The organism is Hydrogenobacter sp. T-8 (assembly GCF_011006175.1).
Lineage (GTDB): Bacteria > Aquificota > Aquificia > Aquificales > Aquificaceae > Pampinifervens > Pampinifervens florentissimum.
Window position 1 is genome coordinate 733349 of record NZ_CP048795.1, and the last position, 19980, is coordinate 753328.

19 protein-coding genes, 1 tRNA gene, 1 other RNA gene, 1 pseudogene and 1 CRISPR repeat array are annotated in these 19980 nt (G+C 42.6%); of the genes and pseudogenes, 16 read left to right on the plus strand and 6 right to left on the minus strand.

The window, feature by feature from the left end; all coding sequences use genetic code 11:
• Positions 1-4 precede the first annotated feature (4 nt).
• Complete coding sequence (locus G3M65_RS04290; protein ID WP_173833361.1) at positions 5-1345, minus strand: sigma-54-dependent transcriptional regulator; 1341 nt, start codon at positions 1343-1345, stop codon at positions 5-7.
• Between the two features lie 33 nt (positions 1346-1378).
• Here G3M65_RS04290 and G3M65_RS04295 point away from each other — a divergent pair, with 33 nt between their 5' ends.
• Positions 1379-1963 (plus strand): DUF2939 domain-containing protein, encoded by a 585-nt coding sequence (locus G3M65_RS04295; RefSeq protein ID WP_173833362.1) that lies wholly within the window; start codon positions 1379-1381, stop codon positions 1961-1963.
• On the opposite strand, the gene G3M65_RS04300 is transcribed toward G3M65_RS04295, so the two are convergent.
• Positions 1953-2603 carry a 6-phosphogluconolactonase gene (locus G3M65_RS04300; protein ID WP_173833363.1) on the minus strand — a complete coding sequence of 217 codons (651 nt, stop codon included), beginning with the start codon at positions 2601-2603 and terminating at the stop codon, positions 1953-1955. The genes G3M65_RS04295 and G3M65_RS04300 overlap by 11 nt on opposite strands.
• A gap of 105 nt (positions 2604-2708) precedes the next feature.
• The gene (locus tag G3M65_RS04305) at positions 2709-2921 is read right to left on the minus strand and encodes a chromosome segregation protein SMC (protein ID WP_173833364.1); all 213 of its coding nucleotides are present in this window, start codon (positions 2919-2921) and stop codon (positions 2709-2711) included.
• Positions 2922-3154: 233 nt separating this feature from the next.
• A CRISPR array of direct repeats spans positions 3155-4041; the repeat unit is 30 nt; unit sequence GTTGCTAATCTACCGTGTGGAGTTGAAACT.
• Positions 4042-4082: 41 nt separating this feature from the next.
• Here G3M65_RS04305 and moeB point away from each other — a divergent pair.
• The 5 genes from moeB to G3M65_RS04330 are packed head-to-tail and all read left to right on the plus strand — an operon-like array spanning position 4083 to position 11406.
• Positions 4083-4898 (plus strand): molybdopterin-synthase adenylyltransferase MoeB, encoded by an 816-nt coding sequence (gene moeB / locus G3M65_RS04310; protein WP_173833365.1) that lies wholly within the window; start codon positions 4083-4085, stop codon positions 4896-4898.
• 45 nt (positions 4899-4943) lie between these two features.
• Positions 4944-7955, plus strand: a complete 3012-nt coding sequence (locus tag G3M65_RS04315; RefSeq protein WP_173833366.1) for a DEAD/DEAH box helicase family protein — start codon at positions 4944-4946, stop codon at positions 7953-7955.
• Positions 7956-7958: 3 nt separating this feature from the next.
• Entirely contained in the window at positions 7959-10280 is a 2322-nt protein-coding gene (locus G3M65_RS04320) for a hypothetical protein (protein ID WP_173833367.1), read from the plus strand.
• Positions 10281-10296: 16 nt separating this feature from the next.
• Positions 10297-10623: a methionine--tRNA ligase subunit beta gene (gene metG / locus G3M65_RS04325; protein ID WP_173833368.1), complete on the plus strand. Its 327-nt coding sequence runs from the start codon at positions 10297-10299 to the stop codon at positions 10621-10623.
• Between the two features lie 3 nt (positions 10624-10626).
• A complete protein-coding gene (locus tag G3M65_RS04330; protein WP_173833369.1) occupies positions 10627-11406 on the plus strand; it encodes a ParB/RepB/Spo0J family partition protein in 780 nt (259 codons plus the stop codon).
• A gap of 2 nt (positions 11407-11408) precedes the next feature.
• Here the strand turns inward: G3M65_RS04330 and ssrA are convergent.
• Positions 11409-11753, minus strand: a transfer-messenger RNA (tmRNA) gene (gene ssrA, locus G3M65_RS04335).
• Between the two features lie 29 nt (positions 11754-11782).
• Here ssrA and G3M65_RS10515 point away from each other — a divergent pair.
• From G3M65_RS10515 to G3M65_RS04345, 3 genes are read left to right on the plus strand one after another with little or no spacing between them, the layout of a single operon-like run.
• The gene (locus tag G3M65_RS10515; protein WP_254426312.1) at positions 11783-11941 is read left to right on the plus strand and encodes a hypothetical protein; all 159 of its coding nucleotides are present in this window, start codon (positions 11783-11785) and stop codon (positions 11939-11941) included.
• 14 nt (positions 11942-11955) lie between these two features.
• Positions 11956-12915, plus strand: coding sequence for a potassium channel family protein (locus G3M65_RS04340; protein WP_254426313.1), 960 nt, complete (start codon positions 11956-11958; stop codon positions 12913-12915).
• Positions 12912-13250, plus strand: coding sequence for a DUF6394 family protein (locus G3M65_RS04345; RefSeq protein ID WP_173833370.1), 339 nt, complete (start codon positions 12912-12914; stop codon positions 13248-13250). The genes G3M65_RS04340 and G3M65_RS04345 overlap by 4 nt, the downstream gene beginning before the upstream one ends.
• Here the strand turns inward: G3M65_RS04345 and G3M65_RS04350 are convergent.
• Entirely contained in the window at positions 13239-15695 is a 2457-nt protein-coding gene (locus tag G3M65_RS04350; protein ID WP_173833371.1) for a CBS domain-containing protein, read from the minus strand. The genes G3M65_RS04345 and G3M65_RS04350 overlap by 12 nt on opposite strands.
• A 17-nt stretch (positions 15696-15712) precedes the next feature.
• Between G3M65_RS04350 and G3M65_RS04355 the strand changes: the two genes are divergently transcribed.
• The 5 genes and pseudogenes from G3M65_RS04355 to tnpA form a co-directional block, all read left to right on the plus strand.
• Positions 15713-15982, plus strand: coding sequence for a hypothetical protein (locus G3M65_RS04355; RefSeq protein WP_173833372.1), 270 nt, complete (start codon positions 15713-15715; stop codon positions 15980-15982).
• A complete protein-coding gene (locus G3M65_RS04360; RefSeq protein WP_173833373.1) occupies positions 15960-16337 on the plus strand; it encodes a hypothetical protein in 378 nt (125 codons plus the stop codon). Before G3M65_RS04355 ends, G3M65_RS04360 begins: the two co-directional genes overlap by 23 nt.
• 33 nt (positions 16338-16370) lie before the next feature.
• Positions 16371-16514: a hypothetical protein gene (locus tag G3M65_RS04365; protein WP_173833374.1), complete on the plus strand. Its 144-nt coding sequence runs from the start codon at positions 16371-16373 to the stop codon at positions 16512-16514.
• Positions 16515-16529: 15 nt separating this feature from the next.
• Positions 16530-16602 (plus strand) — tRNA-Ala (locus G3M65_RS04370).
• Positions 16603-16921: 319 nt separating this feature from the next.
• A pseudogene (tnpA, locus tag G3M65_RS04375) lies at positions 16922-17212 on the plus strand (IS200/IS605 family transposase); the annotation flags it as partial.
• A 1-nt stretch (position 17213) separates the two neighbouring features.
• On the opposite strand, the gene G3M65_RS04380 reads toward tnpA, so the two are convergent.
• Positions 17214-18416 (minus strand): RNA-guided endonuclease InsQ/TnpB family protein, encoded by a 1203-nt coding sequence (locus G3M65_RS04380; RefSeq protein ID WP_173833376.1) that lies wholly within the window; start codon positions 18414-18416, stop codon positions 17214-17216.
• Positions 18417-18503: 87 nt separating this feature from the next.
• Here G3M65_RS04380 and G3M65_RS04385 point away from each other — a divergent pair, with 87 nt between their 5' ends.
• Positions 18504-18620, plus strand: coding sequence for a transposase (locus G3M65_RS04385; RefSeq protein ID WP_254426314.1), 117 nt, complete (start codon positions 18504-18506; stop codon positions 18618-18620).
• Positions 18595-19902 (plus strand): RNA-guided endonuclease InsQ/TnpB family protein, encoded by a 1308-nt coding sequence (locus G3M65_RS04390; RefSeq protein ID WP_173833377.1) that lies wholly within the window; start codon positions 18595-18597, stop codon positions 19900-19902. The genes G3M65_RS04385 and G3M65_RS04390 overlap by 26 nt, the downstream gene beginning before the upstream one ends.
• The last annotated feature ends 78 nt before the right edge of the window (positions 19903-19980 follow it).

Sequence of the window (19980 nt, forward strand, 5' to 3'; positions counted from 1 at the left end):
TTAATTATATGCCAACCTCTATCTCGTATTGCCTTATTTTTCGGTAAAGGTTAGAAAGGTCTATGCCTATGACTTCTGCGGTTTTTCTAAGGTCGTAGCCATACTCCTTGAGCTTTCTCTCTATGAAAAGCTTTTCAAAGGCTTGCCTTGCCTTTCTGAGGTCTGTCTCCTCCAGCAGAGAGCCTATGTCCTCTGGCTCATGGTCAAAGCCCAAAAGGTTTCTTAGGTCCTTCTCTGATATCTGCGTTCCCTCATGAAGTATAACAAGCCTCTCCATGAGGTTTTTCAGCTCCCGCACATTGCCCTTCCACTGGTAGGTCTCCAAGAGCCTTTTGGCACCCTCGCTCAAATACTTGGGAGGCTTGCCATAATCTTTGAGGAACTTACTCAGAAAATGCTCCGCCAGCAGAAGAATATCCTCACCCCTTTCTCTTAGAGGTGGCAGTTGAACCACGAAGGTGGATATCCTGTGGTAGAGGTCTTCCCGGAAGTTGCCTTTTTTTACCTCCTCTTGGAGGTCTTTGTTGGTAGCACAAATGAGCCTAAAGTCTGACCTAATTACCTGCGTCCCACCAAGTCTTGTAAATTCTTTTGTTTCAAGCACTCTAAGGAGCTTTGCCTGTGCCTTTGGACTTAGCTCGGAAACCTCATCCAAAAAGAGCGTGCCACCATGAGCCAGCTCAATTTTACCGAGCTTTCTTTGACTGGCGGAGGTAAAGGCACCCTTTTCGTAGCCAAAAAGCTCTGCCTCCACAAGGTCATCGGGAAGCCCAGCACAGTTTATGTCTATAAAGGGTCCCTCTGACCTCTCTGAAAGGATATGTATTCTCCTTGCCACAAGCTCCTTTCCCGTGCCACTTTCTCCTACGATAAGGACATTGGCGTTGGTCTTTGCCACCTTGTGGACAAGTTCCTTTACCTGTAGTATCTGCCTGCTTTTGCCAATTATTGGGTCTTGGTCTTCTTCTTTTCTTGACCTTATGGTCTCCCTTAGGGCTTTTTCTACCGTTGTCAAAAGCCTATCCATAGAAAAGGGTTTTTCAAGAAAGTCATATGCACCTTCCTTTATTGACCTAACCGCATGCTCCGTCTTGCCATGACCTGTTATGACTATAATGGCAGAACCTGGGAGTTTTTCCTTCAGGTAAGAAATGTATTCAAGCCCATTACCGTCAGGAAGCCAAAGGTCTAAAAGCACACAATGAAAGTAAAAACGCTCTACCTTTTCCCTCATGGACTTTATACTGTCTGCGACGGATACACTGTAGCCTTCTTCCTCAAGTATACTCCTTAGGGTTTCTCTTATACCCTTTTCGTCATCTACCACCAATATGTTAGCTTGCATAGGTTATAATTTAACAGCAAAGGAAGGGAAAATATGAAAAAAGCTATCATACTAATAATCCTAATCCCCATGCTAATTTTCAGTGCGTGGCTCTTTGCAAGCCCATACATAACCCTTAAAAGGTTCGGCTCTGCTTTGGAAAGGGGTGATGCCGATGAGGTATCCAAATATGTAGACTATCAAGCCTTAAGGGAAGACCTTAAAAAAGACCTAAAGGCCCTTTTAGCCAAAGAGGTGGCTAAGGAGGCAGATACGGAAGAGGTTGGTCTTTTTGCCTTAGCCCTTGGAAGCCTGTTGATAGACCTTTTTGTGGAAATGGCAGTCTCACAAGAGGGGCTTGCATACATAATGGAAAAGGGTCGCATGCCCACAGAAGAAGTAGTAATGCAAAACTCAGAAGCTAAGGAAGAAAAACCAAAAGGCATGAAAATATCCACAGACAACACAAATGCAGATACAAAGGAAGAGCTTGAAACAAGTGCAAGCTACAAAGGCATAAATACTTTTGTATATCGCATAAGAGATAAAAGCTCCAAAGAAGGCATAGACCTTGTTTTTGAAAGAAGAGGCTTAGCAGATTGGAAGTTGGTAGGCATGGATTTTCACTTCAAGGAATAGCTATGTCGGTAAATATGTAGCTCCTTAATTTTCCTGCAAGCCTGCTGGCAGGAATGTCTTCTCCTTTGAGAATAGCTTCAAGGGCTTGCCTTTTTTCCTCGCCTTTTAGGAAAAAGATAAGGACACAGGATTCATTGAGATAATCTTCTTTTAGAGACAGCCTAAGAAGTCCATCGGGAGACCTGCTTATGCAAACTTTTGGACTTACATCTTCACACTCCACGCCCGGAAACAAGGAGGCGGTATGCCCGTCCGCACCCACACCAAGAAGTGCTATATGTAGCCTGTCTGGAAGTTGAAAACTGTAATCCATAGCACACTCCTCTGGTGGCATCTCCGTCTTAAAAAAGGCAAGCCTGCCTCTATTACCTATCGCCTCCTTTACCACCCTATAGTTGCTAAGCTCAGAAGACAGAGGCACATATCTCTCATCACTAAGATAAAACCTAAGCCTATCCCAAGGTAGCCTCTGAGAAGAAAGCATCCTGTAAAGCTCTATGGGAGTTTTCCCACCTGCAAGAGCAACATGGCAAACCCTTTCCCTTTTGAGAAATAGACTAAAGAGTCTAAGAAGAAACTTAAGCAGAAGCCCATCCACCTGTGGAGAAAAAAAGAGAATTTTGTTATTCACCTTCCGCATGGTATGGTATAATTATAAGCAGAAAGGCTTTTGGGGAGCATTTGCTCCCATGACATTTTGGCAACTGAATAGGGCTTTGGGTTTTTGAGAGCAAGGGGATAGTATTCACTCAAGAGGTTTGAGAAGTCCCTCTTCGTCAACTTGCATTATGGTGGTCTTTTGCCTTAGCTCCTCCAACTCCTTTAACTTTTTGGCTATTAGCTCTCCCATTGAGATGTTCCTTTTTATGCTCTCTATACGCAGGCTCTCCCAGAGGTCGTAAGGTAGGATGATAGTGGTTTTCTTGAATTTTTGCCTTTTCTGAGCCTTGTTTCTCATAGCTTATATTATGCCATATGACCGTATGACCATAACGCCGTAAAAACATAAATACGGTTTTACGGTAATACGGCGTATAGCTCAAAGCCTTGTCTCTCAAGGATTTAAATTTGACAATACCACACTCAACCTTGCAGAACCTGCCACTTTTGGCAAACCACCTTCACTTGAGAGGGGTACCCCCTTGACAAAAGGCTTGATATGTCTTATTATTCTTTATGTGGTGAGTTGAGGTTGCTAATCTACCGTGTGGAGTTGAAACCAAATAGGATGGTCTGCTTGTCTATGGATATCTTGGTTGCTAATCTACCGTGTGGAGTTGAAACTCGATTAGCCATTTCTCTGTTATGCTCATAACCTCTGTTGCTAATCTACCGTGTGGAGTTGAAACTTTGCTGCAGAAGCTATTAGATAGATGTCAAGCGTTGTTGCTAATCTACCGTGTGGAGTTGAAACATTTTTTCAGGCGGGTTTCCTTTCCACAAACTCACATGTTGCTAATCTACCGTGTGGAGTTGAAACGTTATACTAAGGATCAATTTTGGGTTAAAGAACATCGTTGCTAATCTACCGTGTGGAGTTGAAACTCGCGCACCACTTCTGCCAGTATCTGGCAGAAGCGGGGTTGCTAATCTACCGTGTGGAGTTGAAACCTCTTAACCTTTCAAATCCCTCATCCAACCTTAAGAAGTTGCTAATCTACCGTGTGGAGTTGAAACTCAAAGAGGTGATGTCCTTCTCCTTTAAATCCTCCTTAAGTTGCTAATCTACCGTGTGGAGTTGAAACTGTACCAAAAAGGCTTTACCTACTGCCTTTACGAATAAGTTGCTAATCTACCGTGTGGAGTTGAAACTATGAACTTACTGAAGGAAGGTATATCCGCACTACTGTTGCTAATCTACCGTGTGGAGTTGAAACTCAAAGAGGTGATGTCCTTCTCCTTTAAATCCTCCTTAAGTTGCTAATCTACCGTGTGGAGTTGAAACTATGCTGTGTCTATCCGCCTCAAGACCTGTTGTTTCTGTTGCTAATCTACCGTGTGGAGTTGAAACTAAGAGTGCGAGGGAACTCTCTTATCCTTTTGCTAAGGTTGCTAATCCACCGTGTGGAGTTGAAACCCAGCATTGAAAATATGGAGCTTAGGCTATAATTTATTAGCCATGTTCCAGTTTACTGAAGAGCAAATAAAGAGGTATGCAAGGCATATAATCCTGCCAGAGGTTGGTGGCAAGGGACAAGAAAAACTTCTCAAGTCAAAGGTGCTTGTGATAGGTGCTGGTGGGCTTGGGTCTCCTGCCATATACTACCTTGCTGCTGCTGGTGTAGGCACAATTGGCATAGTGGACTTTGACGTGGTGGACTATTCTAACCTTCAAAGGCAGATACTCCACAACACAGAAAGAGTAGGCATGCCAAAGGTAGAGTCCGCACGCATGACAGTGGAAAAGCTAAACCCAGACGTGAAGGTCATAACCTACAACACTATGATAAATAAGTCCAACATAATGGATATCATAAAGGACTATGATGTGGTGCTTGATGGGACCGATAACTTTCCTACGAGGTTTCTCATAAACGATGCTTGCTACTTTCTTGGAAAGCCTCTTGTCTCCGCAGCGATGCTAAGGTTTGAGGGACAGATAACTGTTTTTGACTACAGGGATAAGGAAAATTCACCCTGCTATAGATGTCTATACCCTGAGCCACCACCACCGGGGCTTGTTCCCTCTTGCCAAGAGGCAGGCATATTAGGTTCCATAGGCGGAATAATGGGCTGTATTCAGGCAACAGAAGCTATAAAGGTTCTCTTAGGTATAGGTGAACCTTTGGTGGGTAAGCTTCTCATAATGGATGCTTTGTCTATGGACTTTAGAAAGGTAAAGCTCCGCAAGGACCCACAATGCCCCCTCTGTGGCAAAGAGCCAAAGATAAAGGAACTAATAGAATACGAGCAGGTCTGTGAGGCGAGGTTTTAGTCAGAAAAACTAACTTTTTGGCGTTAAGTATTTTATGTGAGAGATATGAAAGACTTAACCATTCTTGAAGGTTTTGTCTTTGAGGGGGCTTTTAAGATAGGATTTCTACAAAGGGTAGCACCTGATTATCTCAAAGGTTTTAAAAGAATTTTCTTTGACCTTTTGAAAACCGAAGGGTTAAAGGAAGAGCTTATAGAAGAACTTCAAAAGCCTATAGAGGAGTGGGGCAATATTGGCACAACTATAACACCTGAAAATGCGGAGAGGGTATATACGCTTATCACATATCTGCTTGGATACCACGGTGGTTTTTTGTATGCGGGAGATGGCAAAAACATAAAGCTTGAAAAGTTTGAAATGGGTGAGGAATCCTCAGACATTGTTTGGAGAAATGCAGACCTCGTTTACATAAAGGGCGAAACCCTCTACATAGTGGACTTTAAGCTCTCTGGACTTATCTCTTGGTTGAAGGAAGTTTTTGATAGAGGTAGAAGTGAGGAACTTAGGGACTTGCCAAGACTTCCAGTAGCCAACCCAGGAGTGCCAGTTAATATTTCTCTGGGAGAGTTGGACTTTTCTAAATTTGTTAAAAACTTCCTCTCTCTAAAGCATACACTTATGGACTTGAAAGAAGTCTTTGTGGAGATAAAGGGCTTTTCTCAATTGATTTGTTATGCGGTGGACTATCTTACGGAAAAGGGAGATAAAGGGCTAAGGGAATTGTGCCTTGAGCTGTTGTATCCCTCTGCAGAGTCCTACAGGATAAGGTTTATGCTTTCTGGGGGTGTATCTGGGCTTTCCAAATACAGAGAGGAAGTAAAGGAGATATACAGGAGTTTAAGGAGTAAGGAATGGGCTTACGATGAGCTTGATGAAACTGTGGAAAAGAGGGTTGGGAAAAGGGAAAGGTTGGAAAGGAAAATAAAGGAAGAGATACAAGTGTATCTTGAGGAGATAAAGCGGAGGGAAGAAGCTCCCATTTTTGTAAACACTAATCCTATACAGGAAGCAAGAAAGGATGTTAGAGAAAAACTGGAAAACTTCCTCTCCTCTCAAGGGAACTGCAAGGCTATTGCACTGCTTCATTCCGCAGGTAGTGGAAAAACTTCTACATTGAGAAACCTCATACTTAACTCTGAGGGAAATCACATAGTGCTATACATGGCTACGAGGATAAGCCTTGTAGAGAAGGAAAGGTATAGTGTGGAGAAGAGTGGCAAGCCTGTGAAGGTCATATACGAAAGGAGAAAACCCTATGAAGGCAATCTATTAAAGCATACAGGTGAAGGTTTTGAGCACACGGAAAATAAAGAAGGTATCATCAAAAGGATAGTGGATAAGGTTTTGGATGCGATAAGGGAAAAGCATTCACAAATATGGGGTTTTGCCACTATACAAGCGATCGTGGACATGCCTACTAAAAATACCGCAGAGCACCTTGACAAGCTCCTAAGGTCAAACGCCCTTGAAAATTACCACATTCATATTGTTCTTGATGAGTTCTTCGGATACAGAAATGGTCTTGATGCAGTGCATAGAATGTTTGAGTTCCTTTTAAAGGCAAAGAGGATGGGAGGTAAGGCTTATCTGTATCTTTTTGATGCCAACGGATACTCTCCAGAGCTTTTAGAAAGGCTTATGTATGAGTTTAGGTCTTATGGAGTTGTTCCAGACTCTCTTATCCTCTGTGGTTATAAACCTGCTTTGCAAACTCAATACGAGGAAATTCCCTTCGAAATATACGCTAAGCATGGATACCCTGCCAAGGGTCTATACATATACAGGAAGTTTATACTTGACGTGGGACACAAGGAGCAAGACAGGTTAATAGAGCTTATAGGGGACTACGTTATCCAAAACCTGCAAAGGGAAAGCACTGCATTTTTGTATGTGCAAGACAAGGAGATGATAACAAAACTTTCTGAATACTTTAACACCAGAGGTGTTTCTAACCTTTACATAACCGCAAGTTCCAGAAAAAGTCAAAGGGACATAAACGAGGGAAGGCAAGATATTATTATGGGCACTTCTGCAGTTTCGAGGGGTCTTGATTTTAGCAGACCGCACAAACCTGTGGAAAAAATCTTTGTAGTTATAACAGACTGGGGTATAGAGCAAAACCTTGTTGAAGTTATACAAGCTATTTCAAGGGCAAGGGGCGACGAAGTTACAGAACAAAAACCTAAGCATATCCATCTTATCCATGTGATTCAAAAAGAAAATCCATACGTAGTTGAAAAGATAACTCAGCTCGTAGAGTATCAGGACAAGGAATTGGTGAGCCTTTTTTACAGAAGAGAGCAGCTAAAACAAAAATTGTTGCTTGACTTGGTGGTCCAAAGGATAATAGAGGACTTTCTTAGAACTCCAAACAGGTCTGTTATAGTGCCTATTCCTGCACAGCACATCACTATTTATAAAATGCATCGCTTTTCTGAGCTTGAAAATATAATAAAGTTTCTTGAAGATGTCTACATGATGGAATCAAAAAACCAAGAGGTATCAATGTATATACGTCTGCTGGTAAAAGAGATTCTATCTGGTATGTTTATGTATACAAACGATGTGCCAAAGAACCTTGAAAAAGTGGAATATTACCATCCATACATACTTATAAGAGGTAAACTTCATATGGGCTTTGACAATCAGAGAAGAAAGAGTGCAAAGGATTATTTAGAAAAGGTTAAGGCTAAACTTATGGAGCATAACGAGGATAAGACAAGGGAAATAGAAGAGTTTCTAAACGTTATTGCACCTAAGGAGGTATACGAGACCATCTTTCTTATACCAGTTTACTCTTGGGTTTTTACAAAGTATGTTTTGGGCGAGCAGGGAGACGAGTACCTTAGGTTTAATATCTCAGGTAGGGTGGGCAGAGGTGGTGCGGTGGTGCTTGGTGCAAACATGGAAATAACCACGAGCTGTAAGAACATAATAGGTAGAAAGGAATACGCGGTTATTCCTCTTGGAGAGGACTATCCTTACAGAGAGGTTCTAAGTGGACGCTTTGCCAAGTTTCCTATAGAATTTATTTACAAACTTCTTGTGGAGGGGTAAGCGGTGGAGAAGGAACTGCTTGGAAGACAGTGGGACGATAGGATGGATGCCTTTTCTAACGGTGAGTTTATAAGCAGAAATTTTGTCTGTGCGGGGCTTTTCTACAATGGAAACTCGCAATACTTGGACAATATGGCAAAATTGGCTAAGAAGCTCATAGATAGGCAGAAGGTGGACGGAGAGCTCAAGGGATTTTTGGAAAATCTAAACTACAAAGTTTCTGGGAATGCCATATATAGCAGGCAAGTGGTTAACAGATGGGTAAACCTGTTTAAGGTTGTGAAGTCTGACCAAAAGGTAGGTTTTTATAGGAAGAGTGCGAATGAGAGGTTTGACGTTGCAGAGCTGGACTTGGGAAATCCTTCCGATATTCAACACTATGCAGGTATTATCTTTTTGAGAATAAGAGGCTATGAGGATCAAGAGCTTTCTGAAGAGCTAAAGTATGACCTAAGACAAGAGCTCTTGGAGGAGTGGCTTGAGGTTGCGGAAGACCGATGGGTAAGGGAGTATCTTAAAAGGGTTAAAGAAATCTTAGAGGACATCAAGCGTGGGGTATATGGTTCACACTATCGCTTTCCCTTCTCTACTTTAGCTTACTATCTTTTTCCTGTAAACTTTGACCGTTTTGAAAACGTTATACTCGTCTCAAGCGTTAGTATGTATAACAGAAGACCAGATACCAAGCAAAACCTTTGGCAGGAACTACAAAAGACTAAAGACTTTGAAGACTTAAAAGGACACTTGGAGAGCAAGGGTAAAAGTCTAAGGGACTTGGAAGAGCTTTTAGACCAAGCCTTTAAAGAGGAGAACTTAGCTAGGCTTCGCAAGGATTGGTTGAAGTTTATTAAAAAGGTGCTAAACGGAGGAATAGAAAGTAGAAGACTTGTGGGTGCTTTTCTTAAGAAGAGGGATAGAGGCAAGAAAACCTCTGTGAGCTACGGCTATTACGAAGTGCCAGCAAGGAACTTGGAGCTTTTCCTTTTCTACGAGGATGGAATAGAAAACAGGTATATAGAGCTTTTAAAGGATAGACTAGCTAAATTTAAATACGCTGGGGATGTGAAAATTAGTGTGAAGAATGAAAAACCAATACCAATACATTCACTTTTTGGAGGAGAGGAATATTTCAGAATTCTAAAGGGCTTGGAAGGTGGTTCAAAGGAGCTAAGACACGAGGAATCTGTGAAACTTCTATATGCCCTTGCTTATTTTACCGCAAGGTTAAACGGATTTTTAAGGTTAAGTATGGAGCAGAAGGAAAAGCTTATAGGAGCACTTTTGCTTTTGAATACAAACCTTGAAAGAGACCAAAGGTATGACTTTTGGGATAGTATTAGCTTTTTGTATGACTACTACGGAGTGCCCTTTCAAACCGTAACAAAACGTTTTCTTTCTATACTTGAAAATGGTAAAGGAAGTTCAAACGCAATCAAAAACATGCTTATAAGCCTCTACAAGGACACAAAGATACTTCACTTTAACTTTGATGGCTTTAAACTTCCAGAAGAGGTTGTGGTCTACGTTATACTTGAAAAGCCATCACCACGGTTCTTCTATGAAAAAAGCGAAATGTCCTTAGTTTCCGCAAGTAGACACTACATGTATGAGGTTTACACTATTAAATCAAAGGGTAATGAGGCAAGTATTGAGCTTGAGGATAAGTTTTTTGTGATGTGCGATTATTTTGGAGACGATGTGGATAGATTGAAGGAGTACATAAAGCAGAGGATAGAGGACAAAAGAAGCAGGTTCTGTTTTATCAGTGCATTAAAGGATGGATATGCAAAGGTTCTTTATGAGGATATGTGTAGCTACAGCGATTTTGAAAGGAAAGCCCTTTTTATAAGATACAAGGAACTAAAGACCGCATACGTTTCTCAGAGGGCGGACAATGACTGCCTTGTTATATACACTCAGCAGTTTAATGAGCTTGCAAAAACTCTGGGTATAAGGCTTGATGAGGACGCAGCGGCCATAGCCATAAAACCTGCCAGACCTTCAAGGGAATTTGAAGACATATATCATCCTGCCCTGCAGGTCTTTTACACCGAGAAAATAGGGTGGTCATCTGATGAGGTTTACTCTCAACAGCACAACCTTTTCCTCTTTACCCTTATCGCCCTTTCCATGTATGAAAGCGAAGCCTTTCAAGTGCCTTACAGCAAGCTAAGTCTATACTCAAAGGAAAGGAATATCTATCTGAATATAAACCGTCAAACAAACGAGGGGCTTAAAAGCTCCTACAGGTTTCCCTTAAGAACTCTCTTGTATGAATTGGTGGAATTCTTCAGACATCTCCCTGGCGATAAGGAAGTGAGTTAAAATATATATTATTCCCATGGAACTCATAAGCATAGAAGACTTTCTAAAATTAGACATAAGGCTTGCGAAGGTTCTTTCTGCGGAGAGGGTAGAAGGCTCGGAAAAACTTCTAAAGCTGAGGGTTTCTCTTGGAGAAGAGGAGAGGACGCTGATGGCTGGTATAGCAAAGCACTATAGCCCAGAGGAGTTGGTGGGTAAGAAGGTGCTAATGCTGGCAAACCTAAAGCCAAGAAAGATATTTGGCGTGGAGTCTCAGGGTATGGTGCTGGCACTCTCTGATGGAGAAAACCTATCTGTGATTGTTCCAGATAGAGATATAAAAGAGGGTGCAAAGGCAAGTTAAAGTATGAGGTTCATAGAGCCTATAAAAGGACTTGAGCTTGAGTTTGCCATTATACCTTCTGAAAAGATATTGATACCCTCTATTCAACGTGAGCTTTCGGATATGCACATAAAGAGACTTATGGAATCCATGGAAAAGGTGGGTTTTGTAGAACCCATATCGGTAGTTCCTACAGAAGATGGTTATTATGAAGTTATAAACGGACAACACAGGGTTGAGGCTGGTAGACAGCTTGGCATGAAGGAGTTCCCAGCCATAATATTGCCACCCTCTGCCAAGGACTACATAATAGCCCTAAACATAGAAAAGGTTCCTTCCTTAAAGGACAAAGCCCATCAGGCTTATGAGATATTTATGTCCTATCTCCAAAGGGACCCAAACCTTTCCGAATACCGTTTAGAAAGGTTCATAGAGGATGCCCATTTAATTACAGTGGGCTTTGTGGTAGACAGATATGAAGACAAGAAGTTTCCTGGCTACGCCTTTGAAAAAGTTCTCAAAAAAGTGGACGCCTTTCTGGAAAAGCCTTTGAGCGAAGCGGAAAAGGAAAGGGAAGAAAGAGCTAAGATCCTTCTCAAAGCAAAAGAGGTTTTAAACAAAAGATACGAAGAACTTGGATTAAAAAACGCACTTCAAAAAGAGGCTATAGTCTCAAAAGCTTTTCAGAGTGTTTATGGAAAGTATGTGAGAATGTTAAGTGAAGACTTTTACCAGGTTTTTGAAAAACTCATCCCTGCAATAGAAAGCGTTAGCTTTGAAGAGGGAGAGCTTGAAGAGTTTTAGTTTGGTGGAGGCGGCGGGAATCGAACCCGCGTCCGAGAACCTTCAGAACCCAGAGCCTCTACAGGCTTAGCCAGCGTTTTACTTCTGACCTCTTGGGCGTCCACTGGCAAACTCCCAAGAGGCGAGCAGGGAAGTTTTTCGGTGTGAGCCAGCCCTGCACCAGCTCGCACCTACACCCCTGTCTCTAAGCCCTGTCAACCACCCAGGGGCACAGCGGTTGCAGAGCCACTGCCTTCAGTTAGGCAGCGAGAGCGAGTTCCCTTTCGGGAAGTGTTTTTAGTGGCTCTTTAGGTTGCCACCCTGCCTGCAACCCTGTCCTACGGTTCCCGTCGAACCCATTCGCCCCCTAAGGGAACTATGTAAAATATAAATAAACATGCCAAAGCTGTCAAGGAAAGTAAAAGATGTAAGAAAAAAGCTCAGACTAAAAAAGAAGAAAGAAAAGCAGTTGATAGACTTCTATCAGAGCAGGTTAATAGAATCTCTAAAGGAGCTGAGAATACCCCTTCTTTTGCTCCATTTTCCCTTAGCATAGGCACACTGGGATATATGGTGCTATCTGATGGTAACTTCATAGACTCCATATATATGACCGTTATAACCATAGGAACGATAGGCTTTGGAGAAATAGCTAAGGGAACAGACACTCCAGTAGGCAGAATATTCACCACCTTTCTCGCCCTAATGGGTATAGGCGTATTTACTACATCAGTGACGGTAATTGTCAGGCTCTTCCTTGTGGGCGATGTGCTAAACCTAATAAAATACATAAGGATGCTCACAGATATTGAAAAGTTAAAAGACCACGCCATAGTGTGTGGATATAACAAAACATCTGCATGGCTTGCGGAGGCTCTGCGTAAAAGGAAAATTGACTTTGTGGTTATAGACGCAAGGGAGGAAGCCTTAAAGTATCTACAGCTACACAACATAAGGTATTTCATAACAGAGGAGCCTTTTAAAAAGACCGCTCTTAACTCTGCAGGGATACATAGGGCAAAGTATCTTATTGCCAACATGGAGGATGAGGCAAAAAACATAGCGGTTATTGCCACTGCAAGACTTCTCGTGCCTGATAAGAATAAGCTATTTATATATTCTACCGCACCCACTGACGGCACAGCCCAGAAGTTGGAAGAGCTTGGTGCCAACAAGGTTATAGTTCCAGACAAGCTAATAGCCAATAGGATATTCTCTTATATGCTACACGAGGCTGGAGGTTATGTTTCCGACCTCTTTGACAGGATAGCTTACGGTGAGGAGGCTGACCTTGAGATAGTGGAACTCTTCGTCCAAAGTGGTAGCTCTCTTGTAGGTAAAAAACTTAAAGAGATAGACCTAAGGAGGGTATACGGCGTTACCGTTATAGGCATAAGAAGGTCCGATGGAAGCCTTGACCTTACAGTGTCAGGAGACACGCAGATAGAAGAAGGAGACACGCTTTTATTGCTCGGTAAGCCTTCAAACATAAGAAAGGCTATGGATTTCTACAAGGAGGTTTTAATATGAGGTTTAAAAAGATAATGACAGACTTTTTCCTGCTTATGGTTCTTACTACAAACATTAGCTTTATATTTAATCCAAATCCTTACGAGTTGGTAATAACAGTTATAGCAAACCTAACAGCCACCATACTAAAGCTCGGCGAGGGTAAGATATTGGCGACAGAAATGACCGCGGCAAGCCTTGTGGCAGACCTTCACCTTATACCCGCAGCCTTTATATACTTCTTGGGAGATATCCCGGAGGCGGTTAGTCTCGCTGTAGGTGCTCTTGCAGCAAACATCATATCCATACTCCTCTCCATCATAGAAGCCATCTTTAGCTACCTGTCAGAGGAGTAGGCTATCCATTAGCCTTAGCTTTTCTCTCTCTATTGCCTGCCCAAGCTCTTTACCTTCAAGCCCTTTAAACCTTTCAACTTCAACCTTTACATGGCGGAGCTTTTCTAAATATAGCTTTACCTTGTCCCTTTGGTAGATCATAAGGATAAGGAGAAAGGCTATTGGCTTGCCCTTGAGTGTAAGGTAGATCTCTGAATTTTTCTCTGCGGTTTTTAGGGTCTGTATGACCTTATGTAGACTGCCCTTTATTAACCTGTAGCTTTCTCTTACCCAAGAGGGTGCACTTATATCCCTTAGGATAATCTCACCTATCTCTTCTTTAAGCTCTTTTATGAGAAATAAGAAGTACACCCAACCGTAGTCTATATTTTCCTGAGGAAACTCTATCTTGTGCCAGCTTATTATCTCCCTTAGCTTTTCTAAGCTCGTTTCTATTTCTGGCTTGAACTCAAAGCCTTCTATAACCTGCCCAAGCACTTGGTATTTTTTATAAAGTTTGAGAATCTCTAAAAGTCTTTCCTCTCTGAGTGCAAGTCTAAGCTCATTTAGTAGCCTTCCCCTCGGAGCTTTTTTTATTAGACCCATCTCTACCGCACTCCTCAGGAGCTTTTCTGTGCTTTTTGAAAGTTTAAAGTCAAACCTACCTGCAAACCTCAAAGCTCTGAGGATTCTCACAGGGTCCTCTACAAAGCTCATAGGGTGCAAAACCCTTATTATCCTGTCCTTTAAGTCTCTGAGCCCTCCAAAGTAGTCTATGAGAGTGCCAAAGTCTTCTGGGTTTATAGAAAGAGCCATGGCGTTTATGGTAAAGTCCCTTCTAAGGAGATCTTCCCTTAAGGTTGCCCATTCCACCACTGGGTAAGACCCGGGGTGAGGGTATGTTTCCCTTCTTGTGGTGGCAAATTCTAATTTGTAGCCTTCTATCTTCATGTGTGCGGTTCCAAACTCAGGAAAAGTGTGACAATCTACACCCCACTCCTCTGCGAGCCTCCGTGCCAACTTTATTGCATCACCTTCCACTACAAGGTCAAGGTCCCATATGCTTTTTTTCATAAGCAGGTCTCTAACCACGCCCCCTACAAGATAGACCCCGTAGCCAAACCTCTGTGCGGTATTTCCTATCTTTTCCAACATGGGCTTTAGCTCCTCTGGTACAGGAAGCCTTCTCTCGTAGGCTTTTGTTCCCTCCATGTGTTTTCTGTAGGCATGAAGAAGGTCTAACCTCGTTATCACACCCACGACCCTTCCTTCTAAAACAACAGGTATAAGCTTTTCTCCGTATCTTGAAAGTATGTTCTCCGCATCCCATACAAAGTCTTCTGGTGTAAGGCTGTGAAACTCTTCAACCATGAAATCCTTAACCTTGCCCACTACGCCGTGCTTTTGGGCTTTGAGTAGGTTCTTCTTGTATACAATCCCCACAAGCCTACCTTTATCATCTATTACAGGTGCACCGGCGAAATTCCTCTGTGTCAGCTCAAGGAGTGCAAGGTTTGCATCCATATCTTCATGAAGAAGAAAGGGTGGATAGCTCATGACCTCATCTACTTTTAGTGGAACTCTCTCTCCCCTTAGCATAGCCTCCAACAAGCCCTTAAGCCTCTCTCCGGAGACTCCTTCAAACTTTGCGGCGCTTGCAAACTCATGCCCTCCACCTCCTAACTTTCTGAGCACTTCAGAGACATCAAATTCATTCCTAATGGCACGTCCAAAGAGGTAGGTCTTTCCACCAGCCTCAACTATAACAAAGAAAGCGGATGACTCCCTTATGTCTCTAAGCTCATACACAAGGCTCAGCAGGTCAGGTCTGTATTCTTCCATTCTTAGAACCAAGAGACTTATCCTCTTACCATTCAAGAATAAACTCTCAAAGCTAACTAAATGCTTTGAGAGAAGGTGTATATGTTCTTTGCTTATACCACCGCTTAGGAGGTTTCTGAGAATTTTGAGATTTAAACCCTTTCTTAGTAGCCACTCTACAGCTCTTGCATCTCTGTATGTGGTTCCCTCGTAAGTAAGCATGCCCGTGTCTTCGTATATGCCAAGAGCCAATATGGTGGCGGACTCGCTATCTATTACCTTTCCCTTTTCCATAAGTTCCTCTACAATAAGGGTTGTGCAACTTCCCACCGCATCCACTTTTCCCTCAAAGCCTTTGGGTGCAGAGGGATGGTGGTCAAATATGTATATCTTGCCTATTTTTTCACCAAACCTTTGCAGGTATTCCTCATAGTCATGGCTGTCCACAAGCACTAAATCAAAACTCTCAGGCAAGTTATCTAAAATCCTAAACCTTTCCTTAAAGTGGCTAAGCACCTCACTGGCTCTTTTGGAGAGGTAGTTGGGCTTAAGTAAGAAGGCATCCTCATACAGAAGCATAATACCGTAGGCGGAAGATAGGGCATCTAGGTCTGCTCCTTCCTGAAGGACTATTATTTTAGGCATGGGTTTAAAATTATATTGTGGAGAAAATAATAATGCCTTTTGCTGGACTTATTTTAGGTTTTGCCTTCGTAGAGTTCACCTACAGGCTTGCTAACTTTAAACTATTGCCCCTTTATATGCTTAGCCTGCCTTTTAAGCTCTTTCTGTTTGCTCTTGCCCTTTTTGTCTGCTATAACCTCAGAGATACCTATGGTTTTCTTTTCTGTTTTCTCGGCTTTATCCTTGGTTTTTTCCTTTCATTAATCTTCAGAGGATTTATGAAAAATGGAAGACCTGAAGGTGCTTGAACCTCTTTTTAGGAATGCTCTGTTTCAGTTTTTCCTCTGGATGGCATTGATCCAGCTTCTTGCTCAGGTGTTTTTAGATAGGCGTATAGCTTTCTGGGTATCCTCTATAAGCACCACTGTTTTGTGGCTAAAAGCCTTCGACCCCATAACTCCCATAAAGGCTTGGCTTGTAATACTTCTAATATTTTCCCTATACCTCCTTCCCAAGGTCTTTTTTCACTTTAACCTTTTTCTGTATCTCAAGGGAAGGAAAAGGTGTCCCGAATGCTACAGCGAAGTCCACTGGAGGGCTAAGAAGTGCCCCTTCTGTGGTTATGCCTTCAAAGGTGTGGAAGGACCAGGTGAGGAGGAATAGATTATAAATAACTTCATGCGAAGGGGGTAAGGCATGGCGATGGTGGACCTATACAGGACCTTGAAAAGGCAGGTCTTTAAGGTCTTTATGGAAGAAAGGGAAAAGAGAAGGACAGCTATAAGGCTAAGGCTTGAGGTTCAGAAGAAAGCCTTTGACAAGAAAGAAAACCTGCATTAAAATATTTACCTTGTAGGGGCGGTAGCTCAGTTGGGAGAGCGCCTGCTTGGCGTGTAGGAGGTCGGGGGTTCAAGTCCCCTCCGCTCCACTTCAAATATCAACCAAACCCGCATAAATACTTGACTTGTGAATTTAACATTTTCTTGTTTAGTATGGTTTAGTATGGTTAATTTATGTTTGTTTTTCGGCAGTATTTCGTCTTCAGAAAGGGCTTGACAATGTATGGTCAGAGAGCTATAATAGAAAATGCTCCAAATCCTCCATTCAATAGCTCCCTCTCCCCACAGCCCCCGCAAGGGGGCTTTTAACTAAATCTATGCCCTAAGTCCTCTTCCGTGAGGGAGGGGATACAGGGCATCGCCCGTAAGGGCGTTGACAAAGATTCGGTTCTACAATAGATTATTGCTATGGAATACCATTTAGACAAAGGTTGTCATTCAGTCTATTCCCTTCAGTTCCACTTAGTTCTGGTCACCAAATACAGAAAGAAAGTCCTTGTAGGAAAACTTGCTCAGAGACTCAAAGAAATAGTTGAGGAAGTGGCTAAACACTTCAAGGTAAAAATAATTGAGCAGGAGACCGACAAGGACCACATACACATACTTTTTTCGGGAAGACCAACTCTTACGCTTTCTAAATTCGTAAACTCTCTCAAGTCGGTTACATCAAGAAAGCTCAGAAAAGAGTTTCCCGATGTAGTCAACTACTCCCACTTAAAGAAGTGGGAGCTTGCTCCATCCCATAAGGGAGAGCATTAGGCTGGTTGACAAACAGCCCTTGATAAAAGTTTTGCACTTCCACAAGCCCTCTTACCATTATGTTGGTTGCACCTACTATGTCTGCATGTTCCTTGTATCCACAGTTTTTACACTCAAAATCTGATTGAGATTTTCTGTTTTCTTTTGAAGTATAGCCACACACAGGACACATCTGAGACGTGTAAGATGGGTCTACAAAGATAGGAGAGATGCCATTGTAGAGAATGGACTTGTAATAGAGTTTTGTCTGAAAACTTCTGAAAGCCCACTGGTTAGACTGTCTTATCTCCTCTGTGTTTTTCCTTTTGACTTTCCTCCTCTCTCTTATCCCAGTTAGGTCTTCCATTACAAAGAGGGCTTGTGGATACTTGCTAACAAGATATTTAGACACATAATGCATAAAGCTCTCCACAAACCGTTTCTCTCGCCCTACTACCTTTTTAAGTTTCCTCTTCGCAGAGCGAGTGCCTTTTGATTGGAGAGCTTGTCTCAATCTTTGATACTTCTCTTTTAGCCTTTTGTATTCCTCTGTTCTCGGAACTATCTCTTTGTTCCCTTTTGAACTTACCAATGCAACTGTGTTAACCTCTCCTACATCAATCCCTATTACCTCTTGTGGAGTTTGCTTTTCTACTTCTATTTCTACAGGAATATGCAGGAAAAACTCTTTGTTTGCTTTGTCATAAACCAAAACAGCATCTCCAATCCTACCTCTTTGCAAATACTCATAATGCTTTTCCCATCCAAGATAAGGAATATTCTTTAGCCTGCCATTCATTGTTGTTATGGAAACTACTCTCTTGTCTGGCTTAATAGAAAAAGTTCTGTTAAAAGTCAAATCTACCGAGAGAGATTTCCTCTTGGGTGGCTTTTCCCATTTATTCTTGCTTGCATAGATAGTTGCTGTTTTCCTTGATATATTAACCGCATATTGAGAAGGCAAAGAAAATCTCTCCCTTAATATCCTGTAATAGGCTTTGTGCAGTGTCCTAAAGTCTTTCTTTCCTTTCTCAAAAGAATTCGCAAAAACAAAATTCATAGCATCTTTATACGCTTTGCATAGCCTTAACAATTCCCTCTTCTTTTCTTCATCAAGAATTAGCTTTACCTTTACACTCAAAACCTGCTTGACTTTTTCTATCATAGGATATATTATATTCTCTGTGAGAAAAAAATCAAGACCGCATTCCTCTCCCACTTATAGAAGTGGGAGTCTCCTGCGGAGGTTATGATGAAAAAAGAACTATGGGGTGGTAAGTTCTGGTCTCAATCTTACTTTATTGCGAGCGTGGGGCAAGTAAAATTGGAGGATGTAAAACACTATGTCCAAAGCCAAGGAAGAAACTAAGTTTCTGCTGACCTACAAGTTCAGAGCCTACCCTTCCGCTCTCATGGAATACAGAATGGAAAACTGGCTCTACATACTTTGCAACCTATACAACCACGCCCTTGAGGAAAGAAAAAGAGCCTGGAAGGAGGAAAAGAGAAGCATCACTTACTCAGACCAGCAGAATTCCCTGCCTGAGCTTAAAAAGAAAGACCCAACCCTAAAGCTCGTTCACTCTCAGGTTCTTCAGGACTGCCTCAGGAGGGTGGATAACGCCTTCCAGAAGTTCTTCAGGAAAGAGGCAAAATACCCGAAGAGAAAGAAGCTCTCTAAATACAACTCCTTCACCTTCCCGCAGGTTTGGATGAAGCAGAAGAAAAGGCTCGTTGAGCTTGTCAAGCTTGAGAGGAAGAATAGCAGATTTGCATACCTTTACCTTCCCAAGCTCGGGAAGCTCAAAGTTAGACTCCACAGAGAGATAGACTGGACGAAGGCGAGGACGGTATCGGTGAAGAGGGAACCGTCTGGAAAATGGTATGTGTGTATTACCTTAGAGGCGGAGCTTGATGAGATACTCAGGGAAGCACAGGAAAAGGCGGTTGGGATAGACCTCGGGGTAAAAAACCTCGCAACAACTTCTGAGGGAGAGTTCATAGAGCATCCCAGATTCCTGAAAAGGCTTGAGAAAAGGCTGAAGAGAGAACAGAAGAAGCTCTCAAGGAAGATTAAAGGCTCAAATAATTGGGAAAAGCAGAGAAAGAGAGTAGCTAAGGTTCACGAGAGGGTGAGGAACGCAAGAAAGGACTTTCTACACAAGCTGTCAAGGTATCTTGTAAACAATTACGATTACATAAGCTTTGAGAACCTTGAGATAAAAGGACTTGTTCAAAATAGCAACTTAGCAAAGTCAATACTTGATGCGGGATGGGGGACACTTATCACCTTCGTCACCTACAAGGCTGTAATGGCAGGGGCGAGGGTGGTAAGGGTTGACCCGTCCTACACAACGCAGGACTGCTGTGTATGCGGTTTTAGAGTTCCCAAGACTTTGGCTCAGAGGCTACACGAATGTCCCGAATGCGGGGCTGTAATGGACAGGGACTACAATGCGAGTGTGAACATACTAAAGAAAGGTCTCGCCCGCCTTAAGGGCGGTAGGGTCGGAGCGACCCGAACTTACGCCTGTGGAGAGGGCTCTGGCGGGGCACTCTCAAAAGAGAGTGTTAGCCATCCCTCGCAGAAGCAGGAATCCCGTGCGGGTCTTCCGGGTGGGACTAAACCCTACCGGAAGCTCCGTCCGTAAGGGCGGAGAGGTTCACATTTTTTCTGGGGAATTCCCCAGAAAAGTGGGAAAAATGATGAGTAGTATCTACCCCTTACT